At 35.4% G+C, this 25,788-nt stretch carries 24 protein-coding genes; 4 read left to right on the top strand and 20 right to left on the bottom strand.

Going from position 1 to position 25,788, the window contains the following annotated elements; translation table 11 throughout:
* The 17 genes from ACFX4R_RS21230 to gltC form a co-directional block, all read right to left on the bottom strand.
* Positions 1 to 602 (bottom strand): MFS transporter (locus ACFX4R_RS21230; protein ID WP_377570261.1); only part of this gene is annotated, 602 nt, incomplete at its 3' end.
* Between the two features lie 102 nt (positions 603 to 704).
* Positions 705 to 2,171: an alpha-ketoglutaric semialdehyde dehydrogenase GucD gene (gene gucD, locus ACFX4R_RS21225; RefSeq protein WP_377570259.1), complete on the bottom strand. Its 1,467-nt coding sequence runs from the start codon at positions 2,169 to 2,171 to the stop codon at positions 705 to 707.
* Positions 2,172 to 2,281: 110 nt separating this feature from the next.
* Positions 2,282 to 3,175, bottom strand: a complete 894-nt coding sequence (locus ACFX4R_RS21220; protein WP_377570257.1) for a fumarylacetoacetate hydrolase family protein — start codon at positions 3,173 to 3,175, stop codon at positions 2,282 to 2,284.
* A 75-nt stretch (positions 3,176 to 3,250) separates the two neighbouring features.
* On the bottom strand, positions 3,251 to 4,015 hold the full coding sequence (locus ACFX4R_RS21215) for an IclR family transcriptional regulator (protein ID WP_034653033.1): 765 nt from the start codon (positions 4,013 to 4,015) through the stop codon (positions 3,251 to 3,253).
* Between the two features lie 651 nt (positions 4,016 to 4,666).
* On the bottom strand, positions 4,667 to 5,995 hold the full coding sequence (locus ACFX4R_RS21210) for an MFS transporter (protein WP_377570254.1): 1,329 nt from the start codon (positions 5,993 to 5,995) through the stop codon (positions 4,667 to 4,669).
* Between the two features lie 112 nt (positions 5,996 to 6,107).
* Positions 6,108 to 7,496: an aminotransferase-like domain-containing protein gene (locus ACFX4R_RS21205; protein WP_377570252.1), complete on the bottom strand. Its 1,389-nt coding sequence runs from the start codon at positions 7,494 to 7,496 to the stop codon at positions 6,108 to 6,110.
* Between the two features lie 504 nt (positions 7,497 to 8,000).
* Positions 8,001 to 8,432, bottom strand: a complete 432-nt coding sequence (locus ACFX4R_RS21200; RefSeq protein WP_043981829.1) for an anti-sigma regulatory factor — start codon at positions 8,430 to 8,432, stop codon at positions 8,001 to 8,003.
* A gap of 117 nt (positions 8,433 to 8,549) precedes the next feature.
* Entirely contained in the window at positions 8,550 to 9,239 is a 690-nt protein-coding gene (locus ACFX4R_RS21195; RefSeq protein ID WP_043981828.1) for a Na-translocating system protein MpsC family protein, read from the bottom strand.
* 141 nt (positions 9,240 to 9,380) lie between these two features.
* On the bottom strand, positions 9,381 to 9,596 hold the full coding sequence (locus tag ACFX4R_RS21190) for a hypothetical protein (RefSeq protein ID WP_043981827.1): 216 nt from the start codon (positions 9,594 to 9,596) through the stop codon (positions 9,381 to 9,383).
* 177 nt (positions 9,597 to 9,773) lie between these two features.
* Complete coding sequence (locus tag ACFX4R_RS21185; RefSeq protein WP_043981826.1) at positions 9,774 to 10,469, bottom strand: Na-translocating system protein MpsC family protein; 696 nt, start codon at positions 10,467 to 10,469, stop codon at positions 9,774 to 9,776.
* Positions 10,470 to 11,048: 579 nt separating this feature from the next.
* Positions 11,049 to 12,365, bottom strand: coding sequence for an MATE family efflux transporter (locus ACFX4R_RS21180; protein WP_377570250.1), 1,317 nt, complete (start codon positions 12,363 to 12,365; stop codon positions 11,049 to 11,051).
* Between the two features lie 106 nt (positions 12,366 to 12,471).
* Positions 12,472 to 13,293 (bottom strand): nickel import ATP-binding protein NikE, encoded by an 822-nt coding sequence (gene nikE / locus ACFX4R_RS21175; RefSeq protein ID WP_162214016.1) that lies wholly within the window; start codon positions 13,291 to 13,293, stop codon positions 12,472 to 12,474.
* 32 nt (positions 13,294 to 13,325) lie between these two features.
* Positions 13,326 to 14,153 (bottom strand): nickel import ATP-binding protein NikD, encoded by an 828-nt coding sequence (gene nikD, locus ACFX4R_RS21170; protein WP_043981823.1) that lies wholly within the window; start codon positions 14,151 to 14,153, stop codon positions 13,326 to 13,328.
* A gap of 16 nt (positions 14,154 to 14,169) precedes the next feature.
* Positions 14,170 to 15,003, bottom strand: a complete 834-nt coding sequence (gene nikC / locus ACFX4R_RS21165) for a nickel ABC transporter permease subunit NikC (protein WP_043981822.1) — start codon at positions 15,001 to 15,003, stop codon at positions 14,170 to 14,172.
* The gene (gene nikB / locus ACFX4R_RS21160) at positions 15,000 to 15,944 is read right to left on the bottom strand and encodes a nickel ABC transporter permease subunit NikB (RefSeq protein WP_043981821.1); all 945 of its coding nucleotides are present in this window, start codon (positions 15,942 to 15,944) and stop codon (positions 15,000 to 15,002) included. Before nikB ends, nikC begins: the two co-directional genes overlap by 4 nt.
* A 16-nt stretch (positions 15,945 to 15,960) precedes the next feature.
* Positions 15,961 to 17,586: a nickel ABC transporter substrate-binding protein gene (nikA, locus tag ACFX4R_RS21155; RefSeq protein WP_043981820.1), complete on the bottom strand. Its 1,626-nt coding sequence runs from the start codon at positions 17,584 to 17,586 to the stop codon at positions 15,961 to 15,963.
* Between the two features lie 543 nt (positions 17,587 to 18,129).
* Positions 18,130 to 19,035: a glutamate biosynthesis transcriptional regulator GltC gene (gltC, locus tag ACFX4R_RS21150; protein ID WP_098248835.1), complete on the bottom strand. Its 906-nt coding sequence runs from the start codon at positions 19,033 to 19,035 to the stop codon at positions 18,130 to 18,132.
* Between the two features lie 169 nt (positions 19,036 to 19,204).
* On the opposite strand from gltC, the gene gdhA reads away from it, so the two are divergent.
* On the top strand, positions 19,205 to 20,587 hold the full coding sequence (gene gdhA / locus ACFX4R_RS21145) for an NADP-specific glutamate dehydrogenase (RefSeq protein WP_230184377.1): 1,383 nt from the start codon (positions 19,205 to 19,207) through the stop codon (positions 20,585 to 20,587).
* A 56-nt stretch (positions 20,588 to 20,643) separates the two neighbouring features.
* Positions 20,644 to 20,925, top strand: coding sequence for a YesK family protein (locus ACFX4R_RS21140; protein WP_165575302.1), 282 nt, complete (start codon positions 20,644 to 20,646; stop codon positions 20,923 to 20,925).
* Positions 20,926 to 21,053: 128 nt separating this feature from the next.
* On the opposite strand, the gene ACFX4R_RS21135 is transcribed toward ACFX4R_RS21140, so the two are convergent.
* Together ACFX4R_RS21135 and ACFX4R_RS21130 are read right to left on the bottom strand one after the other, a co-directional pair.
* Positions 21,054 to 22,280, bottom strand: a complete 1,227-nt coding sequence (locus tag ACFX4R_RS21135; protein ID WP_013082610.1) for a CynX/NimT family MFS transporter — start codon at positions 22,278 to 22,280, stop codon at positions 21,054 to 21,056.
* 190 nt (positions 22,281 to 22,470) lie between these two features.
* Complete coding sequence (locus ACFX4R_RS21130; RefSeq protein WP_370531016.1) at positions 22,471 to 22,653, bottom strand: GntR family transcriptional regulator; 183 nt, start codon at positions 22,651 to 22,653, stop codon at positions 22,471 to 22,473.
* 499 nt (positions 22,654 to 23,152) lie between these two features.
* Here ACFX4R_RS21130 and ACFX4R_RS21125 point away from each other — a divergent pair, with 499 nt between their 5' ends.
* Positions 23,153 to 23,803, top strand: a complete 651-nt coding sequence (locus tag ACFX4R_RS21125) for a DUF421 domain-containing protein (protein WP_162214012.1) — start codon at positions 23,153 to 23,155, stop codon at positions 23,801 to 23,803.
* A 189-nt stretch (positions 23,804 to 23,992) separates the two neighbouring features.
* On the opposite strand, the gene ACFX4R_RS21120 is transcribed toward ACFX4R_RS21125, so the two are convergent.
* Positions 23,993 to 24,418 carry a CBS domain-containing protein gene (locus tag ACFX4R_RS21120; RefSeq protein ID WP_162214011.1) on the bottom strand — a complete coding sequence of 142 codons (426 nt, stop codon included), beginning with the start codon at positions 24,416 to 24,418 and terminating at the stop codon, positions 23,993 to 23,995.
* A 368-nt stretch (positions 24,419 to 24,786) separates the two neighbouring features.
* On the opposite strand from ACFX4R_RS21120, the gene ACFX4R_RS21115 reads away from it, so the two are divergent.
* Positions 24,787 to 25,632 (top strand): DMT family transporter, encoded by an 846-nt coding sequence (locus tag ACFX4R_RS21115; RefSeq protein WP_043981813.1) that lies wholly within the window; start codon positions 24,787 to 24,789, stop codon positions 25,630 to 25,632.
* Positions 25,633 to 25,788: the final 156 nt, after the last annotated feature.

Genomic DNA, 25,788 nt, shown 5'->3' with positions numbered 1-25,788 from the left:
TGTTCTGGGTTTTTATAAAAAATCCAAAAAGCAATACTAAATAACACTCCTGCAATACCGGTAATATAGAATAATGATCTCCATCCAAAAGCCAACATGATTGCGACTAAAAGTGGAGGAGCAATAGCAGGACCCCATTTCGATGACGAATCCCAGAGGCCTGTTGCAAATCCTCTTTCTTTTTTTGGAAACCAATAAGATGTTATTTTTGCACCTGTTGGCCAGCAAGGTGCTTCACCAGCCCCTAGTAGTAACCTTACAATAATAAATGAAGGTAGCTTATTAAAGAGTCCCATCATAAATGTAGCTCCACTCCACCACAAAACTGCAATTGAATATATCTTTTTTGTACCAAAACGATCAATTAGCCAACCAGCGGGAAGTTGCATTAAAGCATAAGACCATGAAAAAACTGTACCTAAAAGTCCTATATCTGTTTTTGTTAAATGTAACTCTTTCATCATTTGCGGAGCAGCAATGGATAGATTTGCCCTATCTAGGTAGTTGATAAACCCACCTATAATTAACCAGATTACAACCGTCCATCTCCAATTTTTTTTTTGTGCAGTAGAAAGCACGGGCTCTTTAGTTTCAATTTGCATTTGTTTATCTCCTAATCAATTAAAATAGATGAAAACAAACGAAGTGATAGTTATGCGCCTCCTTATCATTATTTAATTTCATACAATGATTAAAGAATAGAGTTACGGTTTTACAAATACTGTTTTAATAGAAGTAAAGAATTCAATTGCAGCTTGACCTTGTTCACGAGAGTGAGAGCTAGATTGTTTCATTCCTCCGAATGGTGCTTGTAATTCTACCCCGGCAGATTCTGCATTGATACGCACAAGACCAGCATCCATCTCATTTACGAATGAAAGCATACGCCCAATTGATTTCGTGAAAATGGAAGCACTCAGTCCAAACTTTACATCATTTGCAACATTCAGTGCTTCTTCTAACGTTTCAACTTTCATAAGGGCAAGTACTGGACCAAAGATTTCCTCTTGAGCGATAGTCATACCACTAGTCACGTTTTCGAATATAGTAGGCTCCATATAGAAACCATCAGCCAAATTCCCTTCATCTAGACGTTTACCACCATAAACTAACGAAGCTCCTTCTTCAACACCTTTTTCTACGTAGGCAAGTACCGTGTTAAGCTGGTCTTCACTTGCACAAGGCCCCATCCAAACATCTTTTTCAAGGCCATTTCCAACTTTTATTTCTTTCACTTGTTCAATCAGCTTTTCTTTAAACTCATCATAAATTTTACTTTGTACAATTACACGACTTGTAGCTGTACATTTTTGTCCAGTGGAACGCAATCCTCCACTAATAGTTGCCTCTACTGCTTGTTCAATATCGGCATCGTTAGCAACGATAACTGGATTTTTCCCGCCCATCTCTAATTGATATTTTGCACCACGTTTTAGTGCGCCTAAACCAACTTGTTTACCGACTGCATCAGACCCTGTAAACGTAATCCCATTAATATCTGGATGATCAATAATGCCTTGTCCGATAACAGAACCAGAACCCGTTACCATATTAATCACACCACGTGGCAAACCTGCCTCTGCAAAACATTCCATAACTTTTGCAGCAGTAACTGCTGCTTCTCGAGCTGGCTTCAAAATAACAGTATTTCCATAAATAAGAGCAGGAGCAATCTTCCAAATAGGAATAGCTACTGGGAAATTCCAAGGTGTAATAACACCCACTACCCCAAGAGGAGCACGGGTTGTGTACATAAATGCTTCAGAGTCTGTTGAAGGTAGGACATCTCCCACTTTTCTTAGACCTTCTCCTGCATAGTAGCGAAGAATTGCGACCCCTCTTGCAGTTTCACCTTTTGCTTCTGGAAATGTTTTTCCCATCTCGCGGGTCATTGTCTTTGCTATTTCATCTAGGCGCTGCTCAAGCATATTTGCTACTTTATACAAACATTCACCACGAGCAGCCCCGGACAGTTTATTCCAGGAAACCTGAGCTTTTTTAGCAGAAGCAACAGCGCGATCTAAATCTTCTTTTTCAGAATGCTGTACATAACCGACTACATCATGTCGATTAGCAGGATTGGTGCTGCTATCCACTTGCTCCACAGAACCCGTTACCCATTCTCCATCAATATAGTTTAAATACATTTTCTCTTCTGTTGTTATATTCATCATATTTCCCTCCATATTATCTGAATCAAAAGTTAATAAATTCATAAATTTCTGATATTTAAAATCAAAAAAATAATTTGAGTTTAATAGTTAAGTTTGAAATCATTTAATTAGACCGAAATTTTGCTTGGTAACCTTACACTATTTTTTAATATACCAATGCTAGGAATTTCAATTTCAATCTGATCACCTTCTAATAATGTAAAGTCATTTGGTGGTACAATACATGTGCCAGTTAATAATACGGTGCCATCAAAAATTTCATTATCACGTACTAAGAACGAAACCAATTCTTCAAATTTTCTTTTTAATTGACGTGTACTAGCTGTTCCCTCTACTGCAAGGTTTCCATGACGATAAATACGGCATATGATATCAAAGTCATATGGATCTTTTACGGATTCGGTGAGAAGAATGGCTGGTCCAATAGAACAAGAATGCTTCCACATTTTTGCCTGTGGTAGATAAAGGGGATTTTCTCCCTCAATATCACGGCAGCTCATATCATTTCCAATTGTATAACCAAGGATTTCACCTTCCTGACTAATAATCAAACCTAGTTCTGGTTCAGGGATTTGCCATTTAGAGTCACTACGAATATAAACTTCCCGATTGGGTCCAACTGTGCGAGCAGCTGTAGATTTAAAGAAAATTTCTGGACGTTCTGCGTCATATACTTTGTCGTAAAATGTGGTAGCGTCTAATTTTCCATCTGTAGCTTCATAATTTCGAGCATCGCGGCTACGTTCGTAAGTAACTCCGGAAGCCCATACTTCTTGAGCAATAATAGGTACAAGTAATGAAAGTTCTTCAATAGATTGTGGGATAGGCTTAGACTTAGAAATCATATTTTGAACAAAAGAAAGAGGAGAGATCTTTTGTACGTTCGCTTGATGAATTAGTTCTATAAACCCTTCCTGCTCAAGAGGGTAAACTGTTTCTTCTGATGTAAGGGCTGCTAAAACAGGTTTTGAATCTTCACTTAAATATCGAATAATACGCATATAAATAACCTCCATTTGTTTTATAATATAAAACTCAGTTTTTTAATATAGACAAAAGAGAAGGGAACCTCTTTATTAAATCGGTATCCCATACCCCATCTGCTCTGATAATTCGGAAGCTGCTTGTTTCAGTTGCTGAACAAAGATTCCTAACTGAATGTCATCTACTCCTGCGATAAGTGTCGAAAGACTTATAGCAGCAATAACCTTATTTTCGTGATTTCTAATAGGTGCTGCAATGCAACGGACACCAGGTTCATTCTCTTGATTATCGACGGCATAACCCTGACTTTGAACTTTTTCAAGTTCCTGCAAAAATTCAATTTCATTTGTAATGGTGAATTCGGTTTGCTCAGTATACTCATACCCAGATAAAATTTTCTCTAGTTCATCCTTTTCTTTAAAAGCAATCAAAGCTTTTCCTACTGCAGAACAGTGAAGTGGAATCCTTTTTCCTATTCGAGAATAAAGAATAACAGCCATAGGACCTTCAACTTTATCAATATACGTTCCTTCTTTACCATCTAAGATGACTAAATGTGTAGTTTGTCCTGTTTTTGCTGATAAATCCATCAGATATTTTTTAGCTAATTGTCTAATATCTAAAGACTGAATAACATAGTTTCCTCTTTCAAAAAGTTTCATCCCTAGTCCATACTTTCCATTCTCGAGGTTCTGATGAATGTAGCCACGTTGTTGAAGCGTTTTCAATAATGAATGAACAGTGCTTTTGTGAAGACCAATTTGATCACTTATATCTGTTATTTTCAATTCTGTTGTATGTTCATCAAATAGGTCAAGGATACGAAGGGCGCGATCTACTGATTGAATAATAGGCATGGAGTTTCACCCTTTTGTTTTATATTATAAAACTTGTTTTTATTATTACAAACAATTTTATAATATAACTATAATACTAATTATTCTGAAAAGTCAACCGCTTTTTTATTCAAATGTAGAAGACTATATTACAAGTCATGATTTTTGAGAATTGATTATAATCAATTCTTTTCCTTCATAATCATATCTTATTCCTGTTTTAAAACTTATTCAAAATCTATGTATCATAAATGTGCGTTTTTGGTGTACTTGAAAAAGATCGTTTTTTGTCAAACAGGATTTATATATTAGGAAGTAAAAAGAGCAAGCTCTCTAGCATGAGAGTTTGCTTTTCACAATTATAGCGAGTGTACGTTTGCCTGAGTAAAAGAGAACATCAAACTTAGTCTTAAAACAGTTTTACATGGAGGAATTCATCAAACATCTCTTAAAAAAACACCTATTTTCAATGAATAATTGAAACCGAAAAACCTTCTACTCTGTTAGGTAGAAGGTTTTTCGTGTGATTGAAATGTTAGTGTATCGTCTGTAAGAAAGGTAACAAATTTATTGATTGCCAATAAGTTTATTATTTAAACGAAAGTGGAAGAATACAAGTAAATTTGAGTGACATGATTTATTTCAGAGCCGGGCTTCCATACCGCAGATAAATTAAAGTCCTTGACCTACTTTAACTTTATTTTCACCTGTACTCCTATAAGCCCATATGATAACCGGAATTAATATCAAAGATAGAATTCCTCCACTTAATGATAAAACGGCATAACTTGATTGAGCCACAACCATTCCGGATAAAGCTCCTCCGGAAGCTCCTGCTAAAGCAATTAAAACGTCTATAGTACCTTGTGTTTTCGCACGTGTTAATGGTTCTGTAGCATCCACTATTTGAGCTGTCCCGCTAATTAAACCTAAGTTCCATCCTAATCCAAGTAACGATAGAGCAACCACTAGAAGAACCATTGAATCACTCGGTGCCATAGCTGCTACCAGCCCAGCTAAAAGAAGGATAATTCCTGAAGTAATTGTCATCGCCGTTCGTCCAATTTTATCAATTAAGACCCCTGTAAATAATGAAGGAAGATACATAGAACCAATATGAAAGCCAATTACAACTCCTACTTCAGTTAGCCCGTGGCCATGATGTTTCATGTGCACAGGTGTCATGGTCATGATAGCAACCATTACAATTTGAGTAAGGACCATAACTGTGGCGCCAACAGCCACTCCTTTTTTGTTCGTTGATCGCTCAGTATTTATTAAATTTCTTTGAGCATCACGTTCTTGTTCATTCGCTTCTATTGCTCTTGCAATCAGTAACGGATCCGGACGCAGCATAATATAAAATACAAGACCAGCTACTATATATGCAACTGCTGCTAAAATGAAAGGTCCCGCAAGTGCTGGGGCACCAATAGAAAGAGCAAAATCTCCCATTACATTAACTAAATTCGGACCTGCAACGGCTCCAAATGTAGTGAAAACCATGGCCATACTAACAGCGGTCCCCCGTTGTTTTGCTTTGGCTAAATCTGTTCCTGCATAACGCGCTTGTAGATTAGTAGCTGTTCCTGATCCATAAACGAGGAGCGAAAGAAAAAGAAGAAAAACACTATTAAGAATGGCAGAAAAAATAACACCAATTGCTCCAACTCCCCCTAGAATAAAACCCGTTGTAAGTCCTGCACGACGCCCTTTTTTTTGAGAAAGCTTTCCTACTAACCAAGCAGCTCCTGCAGATCCTAAAGTAAATAGAGCCGTCGGTACTCCTGCATAGGCATCTGTACCAAGCATTTGCTGTGCAATAAGTGCACCGACAGTAACTCCTGCTGCCAATCCTGCACCGCCAAAGATTTGAGAAACACTTACAACAAATAAGGTTCGTTTATATAAAGCTTTTTGTTTCTCTGGTGAATTAACATATTCTTGTAAACAAGTTGATTGGGTGTCTGAAGCTTTTACATGATCCTCGTTTACCATCATAACCTTCCTTTCAGAAAACTCATTTTATTTTTGAAAATATTCTCCCTAGATTTGGATTATCATAACACGCATAAAAAAACCATACAATATTATAATTGTATGGCAAACAATATTATAAATAGTCGTTAAGTAAACGTTTAAGGATAATCAATCCTTGCTCAAGCTCTCCAATCGTTTTCGGTGCACAGACAGCGATCCTTACAGCTCTGTCTGGACAACTGTTTCCCACTACAAAGCGTTCTGCTGTATACACTTGTACGCCCTGCTGCGCAGCTAATGTTTCAAATTCAGCACCTGTAATCTTTTCTGGTAATAGTAACCAACGAAATATACCAGTTTCCATACCTAAACACGTGTAATTTTCTAAATGTTGATTTGCAATTCGATTTCTGAGAATAGCTTGTTGACGATGATTCTCTACTAAGGGTTCAAATTGATTTGACACAATAATACGTGCTGTTAGCTCTGCTAATAATGGTGAAACTGATATATTTAAATTATAAAGTGCTTTTGAAATAGGCTCTTTAAATCGACTAGGCGCTGCTACATATGCTAGTCGTAACCCTGGTGCTATTGATTTTGATAAACTCGCAATATAGATGACTTGTTCTGGTGCATATGATGCCACTGCTGGCATTGGTTGCTCATGATGGAGATGATACGTTGCATCTTCAATAATAAATTGGTCATATTTTTTTGCAATCACGGCAAGCCTTTCTCGGTTTTCAACAGACATACAGCAAGCAGTTGGATTATGGTAGTCTGGTATCAAGTAAATGCCTTTAATATTATCATTTTTACATGCATATTCAAAAGCAGTTGGACTCATTTCATAATTCTTTGATTTTATCGGTACTAATTGTACACTAAGCATAGCTGCAACCGTTTTTAAACCTGGATAAGTGTGATGATCAACCCCGATGCGATCTCCAGGCTGACAAAGACTCGCTAGTATTGCAGCAATTGCATTTTGTCCTCCATTTGCAAATAAAATGTGATCAACTGTTGTTTTGAATCCGCCTCTTCTCATCAGCTTTACAGCTGCATCTTTTTGCCAAAGACTTTCACCTGGCCTCCCATAACTAAACCACTTTTCGTAATCAGTCTCTTGTAGCATATCTTTTAGTTGAAGGAGAAGCGGCTCGTATGAATCATTGTCTGGCAGTGTCGCGCCCATTTCAATTAAGTGGCTAGGCTTTATATCTTCGAGTAAATACGCATTCGATAACGCATCATACGATACGAATGTACCGCTTCCAACAGTAGCACTTAATAAACCCTTTAGCTCGCACACTTTAAATGCTTTTGAAATCGTACTCAAATTTAAATCTAAATAATCGGCTAGCTCTCTCTGTGGAGGAATTTTTGTTCCAGGTAATAAAACTCCCTTGATAATATCCTGTTCCAATTGTCCTGCAATGGCTTGGTAAATAGGCTTTCTTGTTTTATCAACAGATGGTTTCCAGCTCATCGGATAGTTTTCAAACGAATTAATCGGCATAGTATCCATCCTTTTTTCACACAATTATATACCTGTACTGTTTATATCACAATTATCATTATTAATAATTTCCAAGAATCTATGGTTTTTGAGACTTGATTATGATCAATTATTTTAACGATTAAATATAATTGATCATAATTTTCTACACCTTTTTCTCATGTTTCTAAGCCTCTTGTGACACTGCGAAGAAACATTTTTGTCCTACTGCTAAGAGTTAATAGAGGAGAAGCACATGCTGAAGGTACCAATTCACGCATGTGAAATATCTTAACCTTATCCTAGAGCCGGATCATCAGGGGATGATGTTTTTAGAAGCTATCTTCTATTCAATAAAGGAGTCTTTTGTAAAGAGGAAGTCCGTTCTTTCTTAAACTTTTTAAAATTTCTTGACCTTAATAGTGCTTAATGAAAAATAGATTTTTCAGTCTAGCTACTCATAAATCTATACAAATCTTTACCTACTGTTGTAGATAAACGTTTACAGTTTAACTTGTCTTCCTTTTACTTATTTCTTTTTTTCCATTTTATAACCTGGATGTTAACGCCATGGTCTTCTTGAGATGATATGGTGAATTCGTCCATTAATTTTTTCACCCCTGATAAACCAACGCCTAACCCTCCTGACGTTGTATAGCCACTTTCCAACGCTTTTTGAATATTTTTAATGCCAGGTCCTTTATCTATAGCTATTATTTTGAGTCCTATTTCAGGTTTTTTCTCTATTATTTCCATTGTAATTTTTCCGGTAGTGGCATATTTATATATATTTCTGGATAATTCTGAAATAGTCGTAATAATTCGGGCCTGATCAAGTGTGCTGAAGCCTAAGCAGTTAGAAAACATTCGCCCTTTCTGACGCGCTTCTACTATATCCACTTCAGTGTGTATCTCAACAGTTAAAGGTTCCTTTCCTTCATCCGATTGAAATAGCATAATTATCACCACTTTCTTTATTTTAATAGTAGTAAAAAAACAATAGGCCAAAAAGAAAGGTTATATAACCTTTCTTTTTGGCCTACATCTAGTTCAGTGCCTAGCTTATCAATGCCGTTATGAAGTTGGGTTTAAAATCAGAAGAATTGTACTTTTATCTTTATGAAAGTCCCATGCTACTAGTATATCTGTTACCTTTGAATCTAAAATTACTTCTAATGATTGACTATGTTCATGAAGTAGCCTTTTTTCGAGATTTCTTTTAGCCAATGTAAGGTTTTCTTCAAATCCTAATTGAACTAATTCTTTCTCTATATTTACCATAATACCTTCCCTGATTATAAGAAGTGTTCTCTGATCTAATAAATAAGAAGAAACATCGTGAGGGAATTTTTCTGCTTTTTGAGTTACTTCCTCAACTTCTTTATGTAGCAATTTCTGATTTTTATAGGAATGATTAGCTATGTTTTCTTTATCAGAATGGATCATGATAAACATCCCAGACTGCAGCTCTAAATTCCAATCATAATAAAATTCTTTAATATCTAAATGTATATTTAATTGTATATATCCTTTTATCTCTTCAATTAAAGTCTCCATTAACAAATCACGTGTTTTTTGAACATAGATAACTTGTTCCTTGTCTAACAAAACCTTTTCTAAAGGTAATAAAAAGGCTTTAAAATAAACGGTTATAAAAGGAGGAGAAATGACGGTGAATACACCTCCAGGACCTCTTCCAAAGTTTTCACGAAGTAACCTTCCCATATAACTACTTAATTCTTTTTCCAGTTTCGTTTTATCCATAGATGGTGCACCTAGTTTCTAGTTTCATAAGGTATACTATTCGTGATGTTTTATGAAAAATCCTTCTTCCTCATAAGATCATTTTCGGTAATAAGAATTCACTTTTTATAAAGTGTAAACGAAAGGCATACTAGTATATCTTTAATAGATTGGTTTCTGTTTACCTTTGTATTTTCTGTGTTTCAAGATTCTTCTTTTATTTAAAATTCCAATTTTACTTCCATAGATAATGGTACTTAAAAGTATTATATCCTTGCTAATTTCTTCTTTGTATAATTCATTGTCATACTTTTGGTAATCCTGCAACAATCGACGAAGCTCTTTTATAAACAATACAATCTCATGATTATCAGCCATCCCGACCAAATCCTTTCTGTTGGCACATCCTATTTTTAGGTGCTGTTTTAGGGAATTATTCCGTTACAAAAGGACTTACTCTTTTTAGACAACAAAAATAAGCCGAAAAAGAAAAGGTATGTCCTTTGCTTCCTCGGCTTATGTTTGGCACAGTGTGTCCAATTCATTACTGCCTCATTACTTTTTTGGTTTTAGGATAAGCGTAATAATACTATTATCCTTTTCAAAATCCCAATCTACAAAAATATCAAGAATGTCTGCATTTAATATCTCATCATAGTCATCGTTTTGTCGTAAGATTCCTTTTTCCAAAGGACGTTTAGAGATGCGTAAGGTGTCATCAAAACCCAACGAAATTAGCTGTTTTTCAATAGCCACCAGTATTCCCTCGCGTACGATGACCAATGTACGATCGCTTAATTTATATGAAGAAATTTTTTCAGGTCCTTTTTGGGCAATCTCACTCATCTTTATAATTCGATCATGAATTGCTTGTTTTCCTGGGTAAGGGTCACCCTCAGTCAAATCGGCTTTCAAATCGTCCAGACACACTCCCACAAAAATTCCGGAGTGGTGATCTAAATTCCAATCATAATATAAGTGCTGTATGTCGAGGTCTGTAATCCCTTTAATTTGACCAGTGATTTGAGGTTCAAGAGTTTTTACCAACAGCTCTCTTGTAGTCATCACTTGAAGTTCTTCATTCTGATTTAACAGTACTTGCTCCATAGGTGATACGAAGCCACTGACATAAATAACAACATAAGGTTCATAAATCGTAACATGAACAGCCTCGGGTCCTTTTCCAAAGTTATCTCGTAACAATTTGCCCAAATTATTCGCCAGCTTTGTTTGCTGAGCCTTAATATCCATATTTCTTCATCCTTTATTAAGAAAGAAGCATCATATCCTCTTTCCATCATTTTATTGTACCATTACGAACGAATAATTTAAATATACGGAATAAATAAAAAATAACTGTTGCAATATGTTTAACCTAATTATAAACGTTCAAAACCTCTTCTTTCTATTGCTTAGGAAGTATTTTGAATGTCACCGAAAAATACGAATCCATTAGATTCGTATTGCTGTTTTCAATAAAGAAATTTATTATACGATGATGAACAAAATTTTTTTATTTCTTAGTAGCAATCTATATATTTTTGAAGGGAAGATCAATTGTTTGTAAAAGAGAATTAAGCTTTGGAAACGTGCAAAAAAGCCAAAGCTTTCTTAAAAAGCATTTGGCTGCTTGCTTATTTCTTTCTTGCTTTACTTAAATAAAAACCTACTAATCATTTAACAGACCTTTATTAAGAAAGAAGACCCTCCTCCCTGACCGCTTTCTTTCTTAATAACCCCATCTATTTAAGAGAGTAGCAGCACCGGTAGTACATCGGCGTTTGATGGATTCCTCCATGATTGAACCGGAACTATTTTGTTATAATTTTTTCAGCCTTCTCCCTTTAGCTCTACCAATTTTTTATTTAATCGCGGAGTGTACATAACTAGGAACCCTGATCGCCCGATAGTATAGATGATGAAAGCCAGCCATAGGCCATGATTATGCCAGATAGGAGTTGCTGTAATCTGTATAATGATATAGACAACCATGGCGTAAATCATAGAATTTCGAACGGGAGCAATTTCAGTTGCTCCTGTAAAAACCCCATAAAGGACAAGGCCAAAACAAGCAACAAAGGGGTAGATGATAAGCCATACTCCATACGTAAGTGAAAGTTCAATCACATCAGGCAAATTCGTAAATAGCCCTATAACCTGCTTTTGAAAAAGTGCATATAAACTAGCTATAATAACAGCTGTTATTATCGACCACTTTCTAGACAAAGTAAGTGTTTTTTTAAATAATTCTTTATCATTTGACCCTACTGCTTTGCCAACTAGGATACTAGAAGCATTAGCAAATCCATCAAAGAAATAAGCCATTATATAGTGAATTTGAAATAATACAGCATTTGCAGCTAGAAATTCTGTGCCAAATGAAGCACCTTTTGCTGTGAACATATTAATAACGACTAATAAACAAATAGTTCGAATAAACAAATCCTTGTTAACATTAAACATCCTCTTCGTAGAATTTGTATCTATAAGTGCCTGAATTGATGGCATTTTCCATTTAAATGGAGATACTTTCAAAATAATGAATAATCCTAATATGAAGGCTGTAACTTCAGCAATCAAGGTTGCTGTAGCAACTCCTTGTACGTCAAAAGAAAAAACATGGACAAAAAGAATAGCTAAAAGCATATTTAAAACATTTGTTAGTATCTGTAAACATAAAGATTCTCTGATCTTGGCCATTCCCATTAACCAACCAAGAATTACATAGTTCATCAGTGTAAAGGGTGCTCCCCATATTCTAATTCTAAAATATTCTACTGCAAACCTGCTTACATCAACATCGGGAGAAATCACTAGGAGAGCCGTATGTTCAATCGGCCATTGTAAAAGAATAAAAAGCACCCCTACTATTAAAGCTAATAAAAACGGGCGGGATAAAGCAAGTACTCCCTGATCTGGATCGCTTGCCCCATTTGCTTGTGCAGCAAAGGCGGATGTACTAACTCTTAAAAAGCCAAATACCCAATATAACGTATTAAAAATAAGAGTTCCTACCGCAACTCCTGCAATATAAGCTGGAGCTGAAAGTTGCCCGACAACCGCGGTATCCACCGCACCTAATAAGGGCGTAGTCATGGTTGAGATTGTCAGGGGAATCGCCAAAGTAAGATACGTACGATGATTCATCCAACGGCCTCCTTCTATCGTTTCGAGTTAAACATAACAGCAATAGCCTCGATTACGTGGATGAAATCGAGGTCTTAAAATGCATGAGTATAGTAATATCTTTAAATTAAATATAATTGCTCTTTGTTCTAATCGAGCGAAAACGTGGATGCTCGGCAAGTATAGAACCTCTCATCTCTTTTACCACAGGATTTTCTGAAGTAAAGAACTCATTTTTCGAATTATAATATTCAATTAATTCTCCTTTTTCTAATACACCTAATGTATCGCTAATCATGCAAGCGGCTTTGATATCATGTGTAATAAAAAAATACGATAAGCCAAAGTCTTCTTTTAACTCCCTTAATAGTTCTAGAATAAGAGTTTGCGTAACCATGTCTAGACTGCTTACAGATTCGTCTAAGACAATGAGCTTCGGCTTAAGAGAGACTGCCCTTGCAATATTAATTCTTTGCAGCTGACCACCACTAAATTGATGTGGATATTTTTTCAAGTCCTTTTCACCGAGCCCTACTTTTTCTAATAATTCAATTACAGTTCGTTTTTGTTCAGCTAATGTTAATTTCTCATAGTTTTCTAACGGCTCTGCAATAATACGTTCGGCGGTCATTCGGGGATTAACTGCTGAGTATGAATCTTGAAAAACAACTTGAAGATCACGCCGAATTTTTTGGCGAGTGTACTTATCTACCGTATAGATGTCATGTCCTTGAAAAAGAATCTGTCCATGCTTTGGCTTTTCCAAACCAAGGATTACTTTTCCTAACGTACTTTTACCGGCTCCACTCGTACCCAGCATTCCTAAACATGTTCCTTCTTCAATAGAGAAGGAGATATCAGAAAGTACTTTCTTAGAACGATTTTGCCATTTAAAAAAAGTTCGGCTTCCGTAGCTATGAGTGACTTCGTTTACTTGTAATAAACTCACTTGTTCACCTCTTATAAAATGCTTTCCCCATATCAAATTAAGTTGGTCATAGGTTCTTCTAAATATAATGTTGGTCTTGCATTTAACAGCTTCTTTGTATACTCATGCTTGGGTGAATCAAACAGCTGAAATACACCTGCTTTTTCTACTATTTTCCCATGCTGCATAACGGCTACTTCATCTGCCATTTCAGAGACAACTCCTAGATCGTGTGATATTAATAAAATTGCTGAACCATATTCGGAACGAATTTTATCCAAATGACGTAGTACATTCTTCTGATTATTTACATCTAACGCGGTGGTCGGTTCATCAGCGATAATAACAGCTGGATGCAAGCTTGCTGCAATAGCAATCATTACTCGTTGAAGCATACCCCCACTTAGTTGAAAAGGATAGTATTTCAAAAGCTTGTCAGGATCAGGTAAGTTTACTTGTTTCATTGACTCAATAGCAAGCTCTGTTGCCTGTTTTTTATTCAAGCTCGTATGAGAGCGAATAGTCTCAACAAATTGGTGCCCAATAGTAAAAACTGGTGTAAAAGCATTCATCGGGTTTTGCATAATAAACGCTATGTCCTTGCCACGAATCTTACGCATTTCTTTCTCAGCTAAACCGTTTAATTCTTGTCCTTTTAGCATTATGCTCCCTTCAATTGTTGTTTCCTTACGATTAAGGAGCTGAAGAATAGACATACTTGTGACGGTTTTACCACAACCGCTTTCACCAATAAGACCAAGAATCTCCCCAGGCTTCAGTTCAAAATTGATATTTTGAACGAGAGTTGTAATACCGTTTTTTGCTTTTATTTGAACATGTAAATCTCTAACTTGTAATACTTTTGACTTGTCTGTTCCCAACTTTCTTCATTCCTTTTTAAAATCGACGTTTGACACCGTAACGCTCTGATAATGCTTCGCCTAATAGATTGAATGTAACAATAACAAGCATAATAGACAAACCTGGATAAAGCATCAGTTCCGGATTCGTCCGAATATATGATTTCCCTTCGTGAATCATTGCTCCCCATTCAGGTGTAGGAGACTGAACGCCTAATCCCAGAAAAGACATAGCAGATATATCCATGATTGCCCAGCCCATTTCCAATGTACCCATTACGACAAGCGGGGGTAACACATTGGGGATAATATGATTTTTAATGATCTTCCATTGAGAAGAACCACTGATCTTCGCAGCAGGGATAAAGTTCTGCTCTTTCAAACTAAGGGCCATTCCTCGGAACATTCTCGCGTAATAAACCCATTGTACAAGCATCAGCGCTAAGATTACTTGTGACAGTCCAGGACCAAATATACCAACCAATCCTAATACAAGAATAAGGCTTGGAAAAGCCATAACAGCATCGCAAAATCTCATTAAAACATGGTCGACCCAGCCACCTTTATAACCTGAAAAAGTTCCAATAATTAAACCAATGGCTAATGATGAAATAAAAATAAGTATAGCAAAACCTAATGAGATGCGTGCTCCATATAAAATACGTGACAAGTTACATCTTCCTAAATGATCGGTTCCTAATGGGAAATTCCAGCTTGGAGGCTGCAATTTATAAGCTAAATTGACGGCAATGGGATCATTTGGTGTAATCCAAGGGGCCAAAATGGCGATGATAAAAAGAATACCTAATATCGTTGAACATATGGGAATTACTTTTTCATTTTTTAATATCGTACGTATACTTGTTATCATCGATGTTGCCCTTCTTTCCTGGAAATACGCGGGTCGATATACATTTGAACTATATCTACAATTAAGTTACTCAAAATAAATAAACTAGCCGCTATTAGTACATAGCATTGTATAACAGGTATATCACGATTAAAAATAGCTTCAATGAAATAACGTCCAAATCCAGGCCAAGAAAAAACCGATTCAACGATAATTGTGCCCGTAAGTAATTTCCCAAGATTCATTCCAAGCCCAGTTATCATTGGAGAAATAGCAATTCTCAGCACATGTTTTGTCATAATCGTTTTTTCTTTAAGTCCTCTAGTTCGAGCAAATAGCACATATGGTTGCTGCAAGTTTTCAAGAACACTGGCACGTAATAATCTTGTATACATCGCTATTAAAGGAAGAGCTAGCGTAATGGAAGGCAGTACAAGATGCTGCCATGTCCCAATCCCTTCAACTGGAAAAAGGTTAAGCTTAACAGAAAAGAAAAAGACCAATATATAGCCCAGCCAAAAACTTGGAATAGATGCACCAAAAAAGGAAAGTAAACGACTAAAATGATCAATAGCGCTACCCTTCTTTACTCCCGCCAAAAATCCAAGAGGCACGCTGACGAACACGGCTATTAATATACTTGCTATAGCTAGTTGGATGGTCGCTGGTATTCGATATATAACCTCATCCCAAACCGGCTTATTCGAAACATAAGATATGCCAAAATCAAGTTGGCATATCTTCATAATAGAGTTTGCATATTGAATAAAGAATGGTTGATCTAAACCAAACTCATGTCTTTTTTGAGCTAAAATCTCATCAGTCGGCTGGATATGGGCTGCTGTTAAATAAGCTTCAGCTGGATCCACCGATGAAAGGTGAACCATTCCAGTCGTGAGAAGTGTGGCCAAAAGAAAAACTGGAATGATGGACATAATTCGTTTCAGTATATAATTGCCCATGAAAACCTCCTGCTAGTTACTGTTTGATGCTAATTCCTGTGAATGGATTCTCGTCACGATTAGCAGGGAAATTAAAATTCGTTACATTCTTTTGATAAATGGCTGTTTTCTTCATATACGAAATAGGAATAATAGCTCCTTGGTCTTGTATTGACTTTAAAATAGACGAATAGAGCTGTTGGCGCTCTTTTTCATCTGTTGTTTGAGGAACCTTCGCCATTTGTTTAATTAATTCATCTTTATTTGGATATGCTGAAATAGCTTCATTAAACCCATACCCTTTTGATGAGACAATGTTTAAAAATGTATGAGGATCATAAGGAGCACCAAAATTACTATAGAAATTAATATCAAATTTATTATCTTTAAATCTTTGAACTTGATCTGGTAGTTCAACTCCCTCAATGTTTAATTTCACACCAATTGCCGCCCATTCAGATTGAAGAGTTTCGGCCATTGCTTTTTGAATTGATTCTGCTGAATCATACATTAGGTCAATTTCAAGTAACTTTCCATCTTTTTCACGAACTGTTTTTCCTTTAGGGAGTTTCCATCCTGCTTTGTCTAATAGTGCCTTTGCTTTTTCTACATTATACTTTACCAACTTCACATCAACATCTTTCGTGTAAGGTAAATTTGTAGGTAAGATATGGTCTGCTTTTTCTTCTAAACCTGAAGTCACTCCTTTAACCAACGCTTCTTTATTAAAACCATAATGCAGGGCTTGTCTTACACGTTCATCTGAAAGCTGTTCTGTTTTTGTATTCATAACAAGCTGTCTTGTGGCAATTGGTTCAGAAACCCTAGTTTCATATTTTCCAGTAGACTTTAATTGCTTAAACGTGTCTAGACTGACAACTCCTTCTCCATAAATCATGTCCAAATCACCTTTTTCAAATGCGAGTACTCTCGTTTCCGCATCTGGAATAACTTTCACTTTGATTTTTTCTACTTTTGGAATCTCTCCCCAATAATTTTCATTTCGTTTATAAATAGCATATTCGTCTGCTTTATACTTTTCTAAAATCCATGGCCCTGTACCTATCGGTTTAACGATACCTTTTGAAGTATCACCATCTTTAGGAAAACCAGCTTCACCCAAGAAACGAACTGGTCGAACTACAGCTAGCTCTTGAATTGTTGGGTAATATGGTTCAGTCAATGTTAATTTAAAAGTATTTTTATCCACTACTTCTGTTTGAGCTATTTTTGTAATGAAACCCAACCAACTATGTAATTCTTTATTATTCAAAATAGTGTCAAAATTCTTTTTAACAATTTCTGCATTAAAATCTGTTCCATCGGAAAATTTTACACCTTCACGCAAATGAAACGTGTATACTTTACCATCCTCAGAGATTTCCCATGACTTAGCTAGATTTGGTTTTATCTTACCGCCGGCTTGATAGCTTACTAACGGTTCATATACCATAGATTGAGCAAATAATTGTGAAGGATTGTAGACATGCGGATTCATTTCTCCTACATCTCTCGGCCAAGCAATCGTAAGCATGTTATCATGATTGTCTTTCGATGTTGATTCCTCATTATTAGCGTTTGAACAACCAACTAATAATGTCGACAAAATTAAAATAAACATAAAAGTTAACTTAATTTTCAGACTAATTTTACCCTTAAACATAACGGTGTCTCCTCCTACTTGATGTTGATAATCGTTTTCAATTGTAAGCAGGATTCGCATTCTTGTCAATGTAATATTGAAAACTTTATTTTCAGTATTGTTATCTATCTGTGAAAGTAACTTTTCCGGACGGAATGCTTGCCCTTTTTAAAGAAAAACCCCTTGAGATTTAAGAAAAAATCAAAAGACTTAAGTATTTAAAAACTGTTCTACAAACCAAAGTAACGTTGACTGAACAGCTATTGTTAACATGTTAACGAGATAAAAAGCTGCCTCGGAGCGTCAGGAGAGGCAGCTTTTTATAAAACTAGATATGAAATGTGTGTTAGTAAGTAAATTACAACATATTTTTTCATAAAAGCGATTTATTATAAAGATAAGCATATGTATAAAAGCTGCATAATTCGTAATCGTAGCCTTTCTTAAATCCCTTGTTTTCAAGGGATTCTTTTTTGTTTATATTCCAAAAAAAGGGATCTAGGTAACAGAAAATGTAATATATTACTTTTCTTTGCTAATCACGTGCTTTTTCTTGAGTATAAATCAGCTCTTAAAATCATCTAATCTAGTGAAAAATTCCTGAAGAAAATCATAAAATAACTTTTCTGTTGGAAGTAGTGCTCGTTCTTTTGGCGTAATAACGCCTACAGTCCTTGTTACGTTTGGTTCAACCAGTGGTATTTTAACTGTTGAGCGCGGCAAGCTATCGACTAGCGTGACTTCCGGCATGAGTGTTACACCTAAACCAGCAGAAACTAACCCTTTCAACGCATCGATATCATCCCCCTCAAAGGCAACATTTGGTGTGAAGCCAAGATTCTGACAAGCATTCACAACAATATCTCGAAAGACAAAACCCTTAGGTAATAAAACAAACGGTTCGTCTACTAGTTCTTGAAGTTTTACGGAGGATTCTTTTGCAAGGCGGTGGTGAATTGGCAAAAGAGCCACAATATTTTCCGTAAATAAAACTTTTTGTCCAAGTTTTTTTTCTTTGAGAGGAAGTGGACCTATCAGACCAAGATTAAAATCTCCTTTAATCACACCTTCAATTAATTCCTGGTAAAGCGCTTGTTTTAACTGAAATTTTGCTTCCGGATAGCGCAATCTAAATGCATAGATTACAGTTGGTAATGTATACGCTGCTAAACTTATCGGAAAAGTAATGCGTATTGTTCCTTTTTCAGGATCTAAATATTCCTTAACCTCACGTCTCGCATCGTCTATCACATTCATGGCATGTTTCATTCGTTCAAAAAATATTTTTCCAATTGGCGTTAAATGTACCCTCCTTCCTTCTCTGATAAACAAATCAACTTCTAATTCATTTTCTAAATTTACTATTTGTCGACTTACCGAGGATTGTGCTACATGTAAAGAATGGGCGGCTTCAGTTACGTGTTCGCGTGTAGCAACCTCCATAAAATAACGGATTTGTCTAAAGTCCATTTTATATCCTCCTTATTAGTTAATGCATAAAACGCATTGATATTATCGTTTCTTTATATTGATTCGATCATTATTTCAATTATAAAATATTTTATACTAACAACCCTAAAAAATTACGACGAATTTTTTAAATTTTCATTATAAATCGATAAATAGGAGACGGATAAGTATGATAACAATTGAAAAAAATCAATCGGCGAATACAGAAAGCGTGCAGAATTATGTTAATCAAGTATTTGAAACAGTAAAAAAACGAAATTCAAGTGAAAGTGAGTTTCATCAGGCAGTCAAAGAAGTATTCGATTCTTTAATACCTGTTCTTATTAAAAACCCTCAGTATATTAACCAAGCTATTCTGGAGAGAATCGTTGAACCTGAGAGAGTCATCTCTTTTCGTGTACCTTGGGTCGATGATATGGGAAATGTTAGAGTTAATCGAGGGTTTCGCGTTCAATATAGTAGCGCAATTGGTCCATATAAAGGCGGATTAAGATTTCACCCATCTGTCAACGCAAGTATTATTAAATTTTTAGGATTTGAGCAAATTTTTAAAAACTCTTTAACTGGTCAACCAATTGGCGGCGGTAAAGGCGGTGCTGATTTTGATCCTAAAGGAAAATCAGATGGAGAAATAATGCGTTTTTGTCAAAGCTTTATGCTAGAACTTAGCAAATATATCGGACCTGATACGGATGTTCCTGCAGGTGACATTGGTGTAGGAAGTAAAGAAATTGGCTTTTTGTTTGGGCAATATAAAAAAATGCGTAGCACCTTTGAAGCAGGCGTTCTAACAGGAAAAGGCCTTAGTTACGGTGGAAGTTTAGCTCGTAAAGAAGCAACTGGATATGGAACAGTTTACTTTGTTGAAGAAATGTTAAAAGATAATAATCTCAGCTTTAAAGGCAGTACAGTTGTTGTGTCAGGGTCAGGAAATGTCTCAATTTATGCAATTGAAAAAGCGATGCAGCTAGGGGCTAAAGTGGTCGCGTGCAGCGATTCGAATGGTTATATCTATGACAAAGATGGTCTTAACTTAGAAACAGTTAAACGGATTAAGGAAGTAGAAAAGAAACGCATAAGTACTTATGTAAATGATCATCCCGAAGCGGTTTACGTGGAAAGTTGTAATGGGATTTGGACAGTACCATGTGATATTGCTTTACCATGTGCTACTCAAAATGAAATCGATCAAAACTCTGCAGAATTATTAGTTTCCAATGGAGTAAAAGCAATTGGTGAAGGTGCAAATATGCCATCTACATTAGAAGCTGTCGAGATTTTCTTAGAGAACAATATTTTATTTGCCCCTGCTAAAGCAGCAAATGCTGGTGGTGTTTCTGTATCAGCATTAGAAATGGCTCAAAATAGCACTAGGCTTTCTTGGACTTTTGAAGAAGTCGATAGCAAATTACATGTGATTATGAAAAGCATATACCAAAATAGCAAGAAAGCTGCTCAAGAATACAACGCTCCTGGTAATCTTGTCGTAGGTGCAAACATCGCTGGATTTATAAAAGTTGCTGATGCTATGATTGAGCAAGGTGTTATTTGATACTTCATTAGGAGAATATACTAGTATGGATATCTTGAATTTAAAGGCTGTTAATAATGGGTGACTTACAGATAGTTTCTACAATTATAATTGCCGGTTTAATTGTACTTTCATATGCACTCAGCAGAAAAAAACCTACTATTAAATATATAACACCTCTAATTGTAGGAGTGGTTAGTGTTGGCGTTGTTATCGTAAGTTTCCTTATCGGAGGCTGGATTGGTATGAGAGTAGGAACAATTAGCTTTACTGCTTTTATCTCATCACTTATCTCCCTACTAATTATATCTATAGCTGAATCTGTGAAAAGAAAATTTAGTAAAAACATTCACCACTAAAGTATGTATAGCACATACAAAGTCAGTTTATATAAGGCGGATGATTGGTAGAAAAAGAAGCCGTCAAACAATACCAAGTATAAAAGCCCTTTAAAACCTCAGTTCTAAAGGGCTTTTATACCTCTTTATTATTTAGAAGTCACATATTCATTCTTCCCTGCTCCCATACCGGCGATAAAAATAAAGATTGAAACTAAAACTAGCATCAATAAAGGGATAGTCCAGCTGTGTGTAATGTCGTGTAGTCCTCCAAATAACACAGGCCCTACAGCAGATAAAAGATAACCGAATGATTGAGCCATACCAGATAATTCTGCTGCCTCGTTAGTACTTTGTGTGCGTAAGCTAAAGAACATCATTGCCAAACTAAATACAAACCCGACTCCAATTCCAACCATAATAATCCACAATGGGATAAGGAGTGTATTTCCGTACAAGATACCGAATAATCCTCCAATAAGCAAAACAGCTGGAATGACTACTAATAAACGCTGATCTTGCAAACGGCCGGCTAAAATAGGAACGAGGAACGTAATAGGAAGTACAGCAAGCTGCATTAACGATAACATCCAGCCAGCGTCCTGAGTATTCAATCCTTTTTGTTCAAGAATCTCCGGCATCCATGTAATAACTGTATAGAAGATAAAGGATTGAAATCCCATAAACAATGTGACATTCCATGCTAATCTAGAACGCCATAAGTTAATAGATTCAACCTTTTGCACTGTTTGTTGAGACTTCGTAGACTTATGTCGATTTCGCAATTGTGGTAGCCAAATGAAAATGGTAAGAAGAGATAAAATCCCCCAACATCCAAGGGCTCCGGTCCATCCTAAACCTGATACTGAAGAAATGGGAATACTTATACCAGACCCAATAGCGCCGCATAAATTCATAGAAACTGCATAAATTCCTGTCATCATGCCTATCTTTTGTGCAAAGTTATGTTTAATTAGACTAGGTAACAATACATTTCCAATAGCAATAGATAAACCAATTAAGATCGTTCCTACAAATAATGTTTCTACTCCACCAAAAGAGCGTATTCCAATTCCGATTGTTAATAAGATTAAAGAAATAAATAGCGTAAACTCCATGCCAAAACGCCGAGCTAACTTGGGAGCAAAAGGAGATAGGAATGCAAAAGCTAGTAAAGGCACTGTAGTTATTGTTCCTGCTAAAGTATTAGATATTCCTAAACTGTTACGAATAGAAGCTACCAGTGGGCCCACAGATGTTAAAGGGGCTCTGAGATTAGCTCCAATTAGGATAATGCCTATAATCAGTAATCCTATTTTAGGATTTATATTTAGTTTTGGCTGTTCTAGTTGATTTGTTGTGTGTGGGATACCCATGGTAGTTATAGACCCTCCGTATATAATCTTAAAGTTTTTAAAATTAAGTAATATATTCATTTACTGTGCAGATTGCCATGATAGCATCCACAAGTTTACAAAGTAGGTTCAATTAAAATCGGTATGAGAACTTACTTCAACTATTTGATGACCAGATGTATGTAAAAAATCTATCCTATGGTTATATAAATCAATTAACATATGATTTATGTGATGCTTCTAACATTGTTTTATGCAGCTGGATGTCAGCTTTTTCATAAGCTTTTCCCTGCTTTGTTTGTAGTCGGTCAGTATGTACGACAGATTGTATAGCCTCTCTCAATGCATTTCGGCTCACTTCAAATTGTTGCATTAAATTCGTTTCAGAAAGGATCTGTCTTCCATTTTCCCATACACTCTATATTCATTTAAGGATTCGATTTGGAAAACAACTTCTTCTACAAGTGACATACGATTTGCCTTTAATATATCAACTGTACATCCCTCTAATTTTTAGAGGGATTGGTTCACTGGTTATTTTAGCACATATATATGAGAGTATAAATATGGCTGCGGTATTAGACAGCTAAATGTATAAATACTAATACCTTGAGCAAACTATTCAAGATGCCTAAACGGCATCTTTTTTAATGCATATGATATACAAAACAAAGTTAACATAATGAAGGTTCTCCCCAGTTAATTGTTTATATAATGCTTCTGTTAAAAATCTAGTGCCATGAATAACACTTTAAACACTTTGTACGTTACTCATTTAATTTTTAACATAAAGAAATAAACATCCTAGAGAATCAGCTAAGTGTATAAATCTATATATTACATTCATCCCTGTTCCAAGAGAGAAAAAGATTCTAATGAAAGGAGAGCGTAAAGTGGAAATCATCGAAGTAAGCTGGCGTACAATATTATTATATGTTGTTATTATTATTATTTTTCGTTTTATCGGCCAACGAGGCATAAATCAGCTAAATGTCATTGACCTTGTTGTTGTGCTTATGATAAGTGAACTTGGAGTTGTTGCAATTGAGGATACGGGAGGTTCTTTACTTTATCAACTTGTACCTATTCTTATATTAACAGTTATCCAAATAGGCCTTACATATATCCAATTAAAAAGTCAAAAGTTACGCAGAGTACTAGATGGGCAACCTATTATTGTAATAAAACAAGGAAAGATTGATGAAAAGCAAATGAGGAAATCACGTTATAATTTGGACGACTTGCTTTTACAGCTTCGGGATAAAAATATAGGAGATATCCGTGAGGTGGATTATGCGATATTAGAGCCTTCGGGTACATTATCTGTATTTAAAAAACCAGAAAGCAAAGATAAATCAGAATCTGTATTTTTACTTCCCCTTGTTATTGATGGGATCATTCAAGAAAAGCATTTAAATCTAATAAATAAAAACTCTTCTTGGCTTTTCAACGAATTGAAACAAAGAGGATACAAAGACGTGAAACGTATTTTATATTGTAGTTTTTTAAACGGGCAACTTTTTGTGGATATAAAAAATGAATGATAAAAAAATCTAGGACGAAAATGGGTTTAAACTTGGCTAATTCTATAGAAAGCCATAAACTGCTGAAGCTATTGAATACAAGATCTTTAAAAGCTGTAATAGCCATGTGTTGTTATATATAAACTAAGAGCAAGCTAATTTTTATTAGCTTGCTCTTATCTATAAAATGAAGTACAAAAAGAGTTTTTTTTATTTATTAAGCTCAGCAGGAGCTGAAATATTCTCAAGAACTTTTCCTGTTTCTTTATTTGAAGTATTACTTACCGCTAAATCTCCCAGAGAAACCATTCCAATGAGTTTTCCACCTTCTACAATAGGAAGTCTGCGTATTTGATGCTGAGACATGAGATCTGAAGCCTGCTCTACAGACATGTATTTTGTACCAGTAATGACATCAGTGGTAATCATTTCAGATATTTGTGTATTCGTATTAAAATTATTAGCTAATCCCTTGACGACTAAATCACGATCCGTTATTAGGCCTATTAGTTTATCATTTTCACAAATTGGAATAACTCCTACATCTACATTCTTCATCATATTAGCTACCTCACCACATGAACTTTTAAGGTTACCTGTCTCAACATTAGAAGTCATCACTTCTGTTATATTCATAGCAACTCCTCCTTTATTTAATCATTGTCTTACTTCACTTGATTCCCGCACCTCATCTTCTAAAACGTCCATTTGAGTTTTAGGATACAAAGCTTTAGGTTTTAATGAGAAGAAAATGGTGAATGGATTTGAAAAATTCATCGCATTTTATTGGACAGTAAAAAGGTGTAAGAATAATAGGAAACGAGGTTTTAATAAAAGAGCACAATCCGTTGGTTCGTAATAAATTTATACTTCTCCTCTTCTCATCTTTATACTTTTACAAAAGAGTTATTCGAAACTATTTTTCATTAAATTGAAATATTAAAACTATTATATAAATTGTATAATTTAGTAGTATAAAAACTACTAGGAAGGAATTACACACTATGTTATGGTTTATATCTGCTTTAGGGACAGCTGTATGCTTCGGAGTAAATAATACTTTATTTAAATGGGGTGCTCTTCAACATTTATCTAAAGTGTGTATTCAACTTTTCTTTTATTGGATTTCTTTTTTTATCCTCTTATTATTTACTCTTATTAAAGGAAGTTTTGAATTTCACATTTTACCTATTTTAACGGGGGCACTAATCGGTATATTAAATGCCAATGGCAATATCCAAATGTCGAAAGCCTTTGAGAAAGGACCTGCGAGTATTACATCTACCATTATTGCGATGAATACAGTCATTGTTGTTATAGCTACATCCTTATTATTTCCTCAATCCATTCCTTTAACAAATTGGATTGGTATCGTCATTATTATATTGGCAGCTTGTATTATTCAGTATCAACCAAACAAAACGGCACACATAGAGTATAAATTATGGATTTTGAGCTGCTGTTTAGCTCTTCTATCTATCGGCACAGTTGGTGTTATTATGAAATTCAGCACGTATCAGCACTTTAGCATGGGTGAAATGCTTGTTTCAATGTATGGTGGAGGAGCTGTCTATTTAAGTTTATTAGCTCGGAAAGAATTTAAACAATTAACTGCACATAAAATTGAAATAAAGATAGGTATACTAGTTGGTATATTAAGTACGATTGGTTACAGCTGTTATTTATTCGCCCTAAAGGAAGGTCCATCCAGCGTGGTTTATCCAATCATTAGTTTAAATTGTATTGTTGTTTTAATTGGGAGCTTAATTATCTTTAAAGAAAGACTTAAAAAATATCAATTAATAGGAATTATTCTTACTTTATGCGGAATCGTGTTGACTAAGATATAAGTTTTTGCACCAATACCGACAGAAGAACGAACATATAGTGAAATAGGTCTCCCTCTGTATGGCAACTGAAGATGTATATAGTATACATACATAGAAAAAACAGAAAAACTCCCCCAATGCGTTAAGGGAGTTTTTCTGTTTTTAGGAGTTAGCTAA

The sequence above is a fragment of the Priestia sp. YIM B13490 genome (assembly GCF_042787735.1).
GTDB lineage: Bacteria > Bacillota > Bacilli > Bacillales > Bacillaceae_H > Priestia > Priestia megaterium.
This window is presented reverse-complemented; position numbering and strand designations above follow the sequence as displayed.

What these genes read in the sequence shown, in the direction of transcription:
- gucD (WP_377570259.1), bottom strand. Translation starts at nt 2,171, where the DNA reads ATGAATATAACAACAGAAGAGAAAATGTATTTAAACTATATTGATGGA.
- ACFX4R_RS21220 (WP_377570257.1), bottom strand. Translation starts at nt 3,175, where the DNA reads ATGCGTATTATTCGATATTTAAGTGAAGATTCAAAACCTGTTTTAGCA.
- ACFX4R_RS21215 (WP_034653033.1), bottom strand. Translation starts at nt 4,015, where the DNA reads ATGCCTATTATTCAATCAGTAGATCGCGCCCTTCGTATCCTTGACCTA.
- ACFX4R_RS21210 (WP_377570254.1), bottom strand. Translation starts at nt 5,995, where the DNA reads ATGATGGTAAACGAGGATCATGTAAAAGCTTCAGACACCCAATCAACT.
- ACFX4R_RS21205 (WP_377570252.1), bottom strand. Translation starts at nt 7,496, where the DNA reads ATGCCGATTAATTCGTTTGAAAACTATCCGATGAGCTGGAAACCATCT.
- ACFX4R_RS21200 (WP_043981829.1), bottom strand. Translation starts at nt 8,432, where the DNA reads ATGCTATTTCAATCGGATGAAGGAAAGGAACCTTTAACTGTTGAGATA.
- ACFX4R_RS21195 (WP_043981828.1), bottom strand. Translation starts at nt 9,239, where the DNA reads ATGGATAAAACGAAACTGGAAAAAGAATTAAGTAGTTATATGGGAAGG.
- ACFX4R_RS21190 (WP_043981827.1), bottom strand. Translation starts at nt 9,596, where the DNA reads ATGGCTGATAATCATGAGATTGTATTGTTTATAAAAGAGCTTCGTCGA.
- ACFX4R_RS21185 (WP_043981826.1), bottom strand. Translation starts at nt 10,469, where the DNA reads ATGGATATTAAGGCTCAGCAAACAAAGCTGGCGAATAATTTGGGCAAA.
- ACFX4R_RS21180 (WP_377570250.1), bottom strand. Translation starts at nt 12,365, where the DNA reads ATGAATCATCGTACGTATCTTACTTTGGCGATTCCCCTGACAATCTCA.
- nikC (WP_043981822.1), bottom strand. Translation starts at nt 15,003, where the DNA reads ATGATAACAAGTATACGTACGATATTAAAAAATGAAAAAGTAATTCCC.
- nikB (WP_043981821.1), bottom strand. Translation starts at nt 15,944, where the DNA reads ATGGGCAATTATATACTGAAACGAATTATGTCCATCATTCCAGTTTTT.
- nikA (WP_043981820.1), bottom strand. Translation starts at nt 17,586, where the DNA reads ATGTTTAAGGGTAAAATTAGTCTGAAAATTAAGTTAACTTTTATGTTT.
- gltC (WP_098248835.1), bottom strand. Translation starts at nt 19,035, where the DNA reads ATGGACTTTAGACAAATCCGTTATTTTATGGAGGTTGCTACACGCGAA.
- gdhA (WP_230184377.1), top strand. Translation starts at nt 19,205, where the DNA reads ATGATAACAATTGAAAAAAATCAATCGGCGAATACAGAAAGCGTGCAG.
- ACFX4R_RS21140 (WP_165575302.1), top strand. Translation starts at nt 20,644, where the DNA reads ATGGGTGACTTACAGATAGTTTCTACAATTATAATTGCCGGTTTAATT.
- ACFX4R_RS21135 (WP_013082610.1), bottom strand. Translation starts at nt 22,280, where the DNA reads ATGGGTATCCCACACACAACAAATCAACTAGAACAGCCAAAACTAAAT.
- ACFX4R_RS21120 (WP_162214011.1), bottom strand. Translation starts at nt 24,418, where the DNA reads ATGAATATAACAGAAGTGATGACTTCTAATGTTGAGACAGGTAACCTT.
- ACFX4R_RS21115 (WP_043981813.1), top strand. Translation starts at nt 24,787, where the DNA reads ATGTTATGGTTTATATCTGCTTTAGGGACAGCTGTATGCTTCGGAGTA.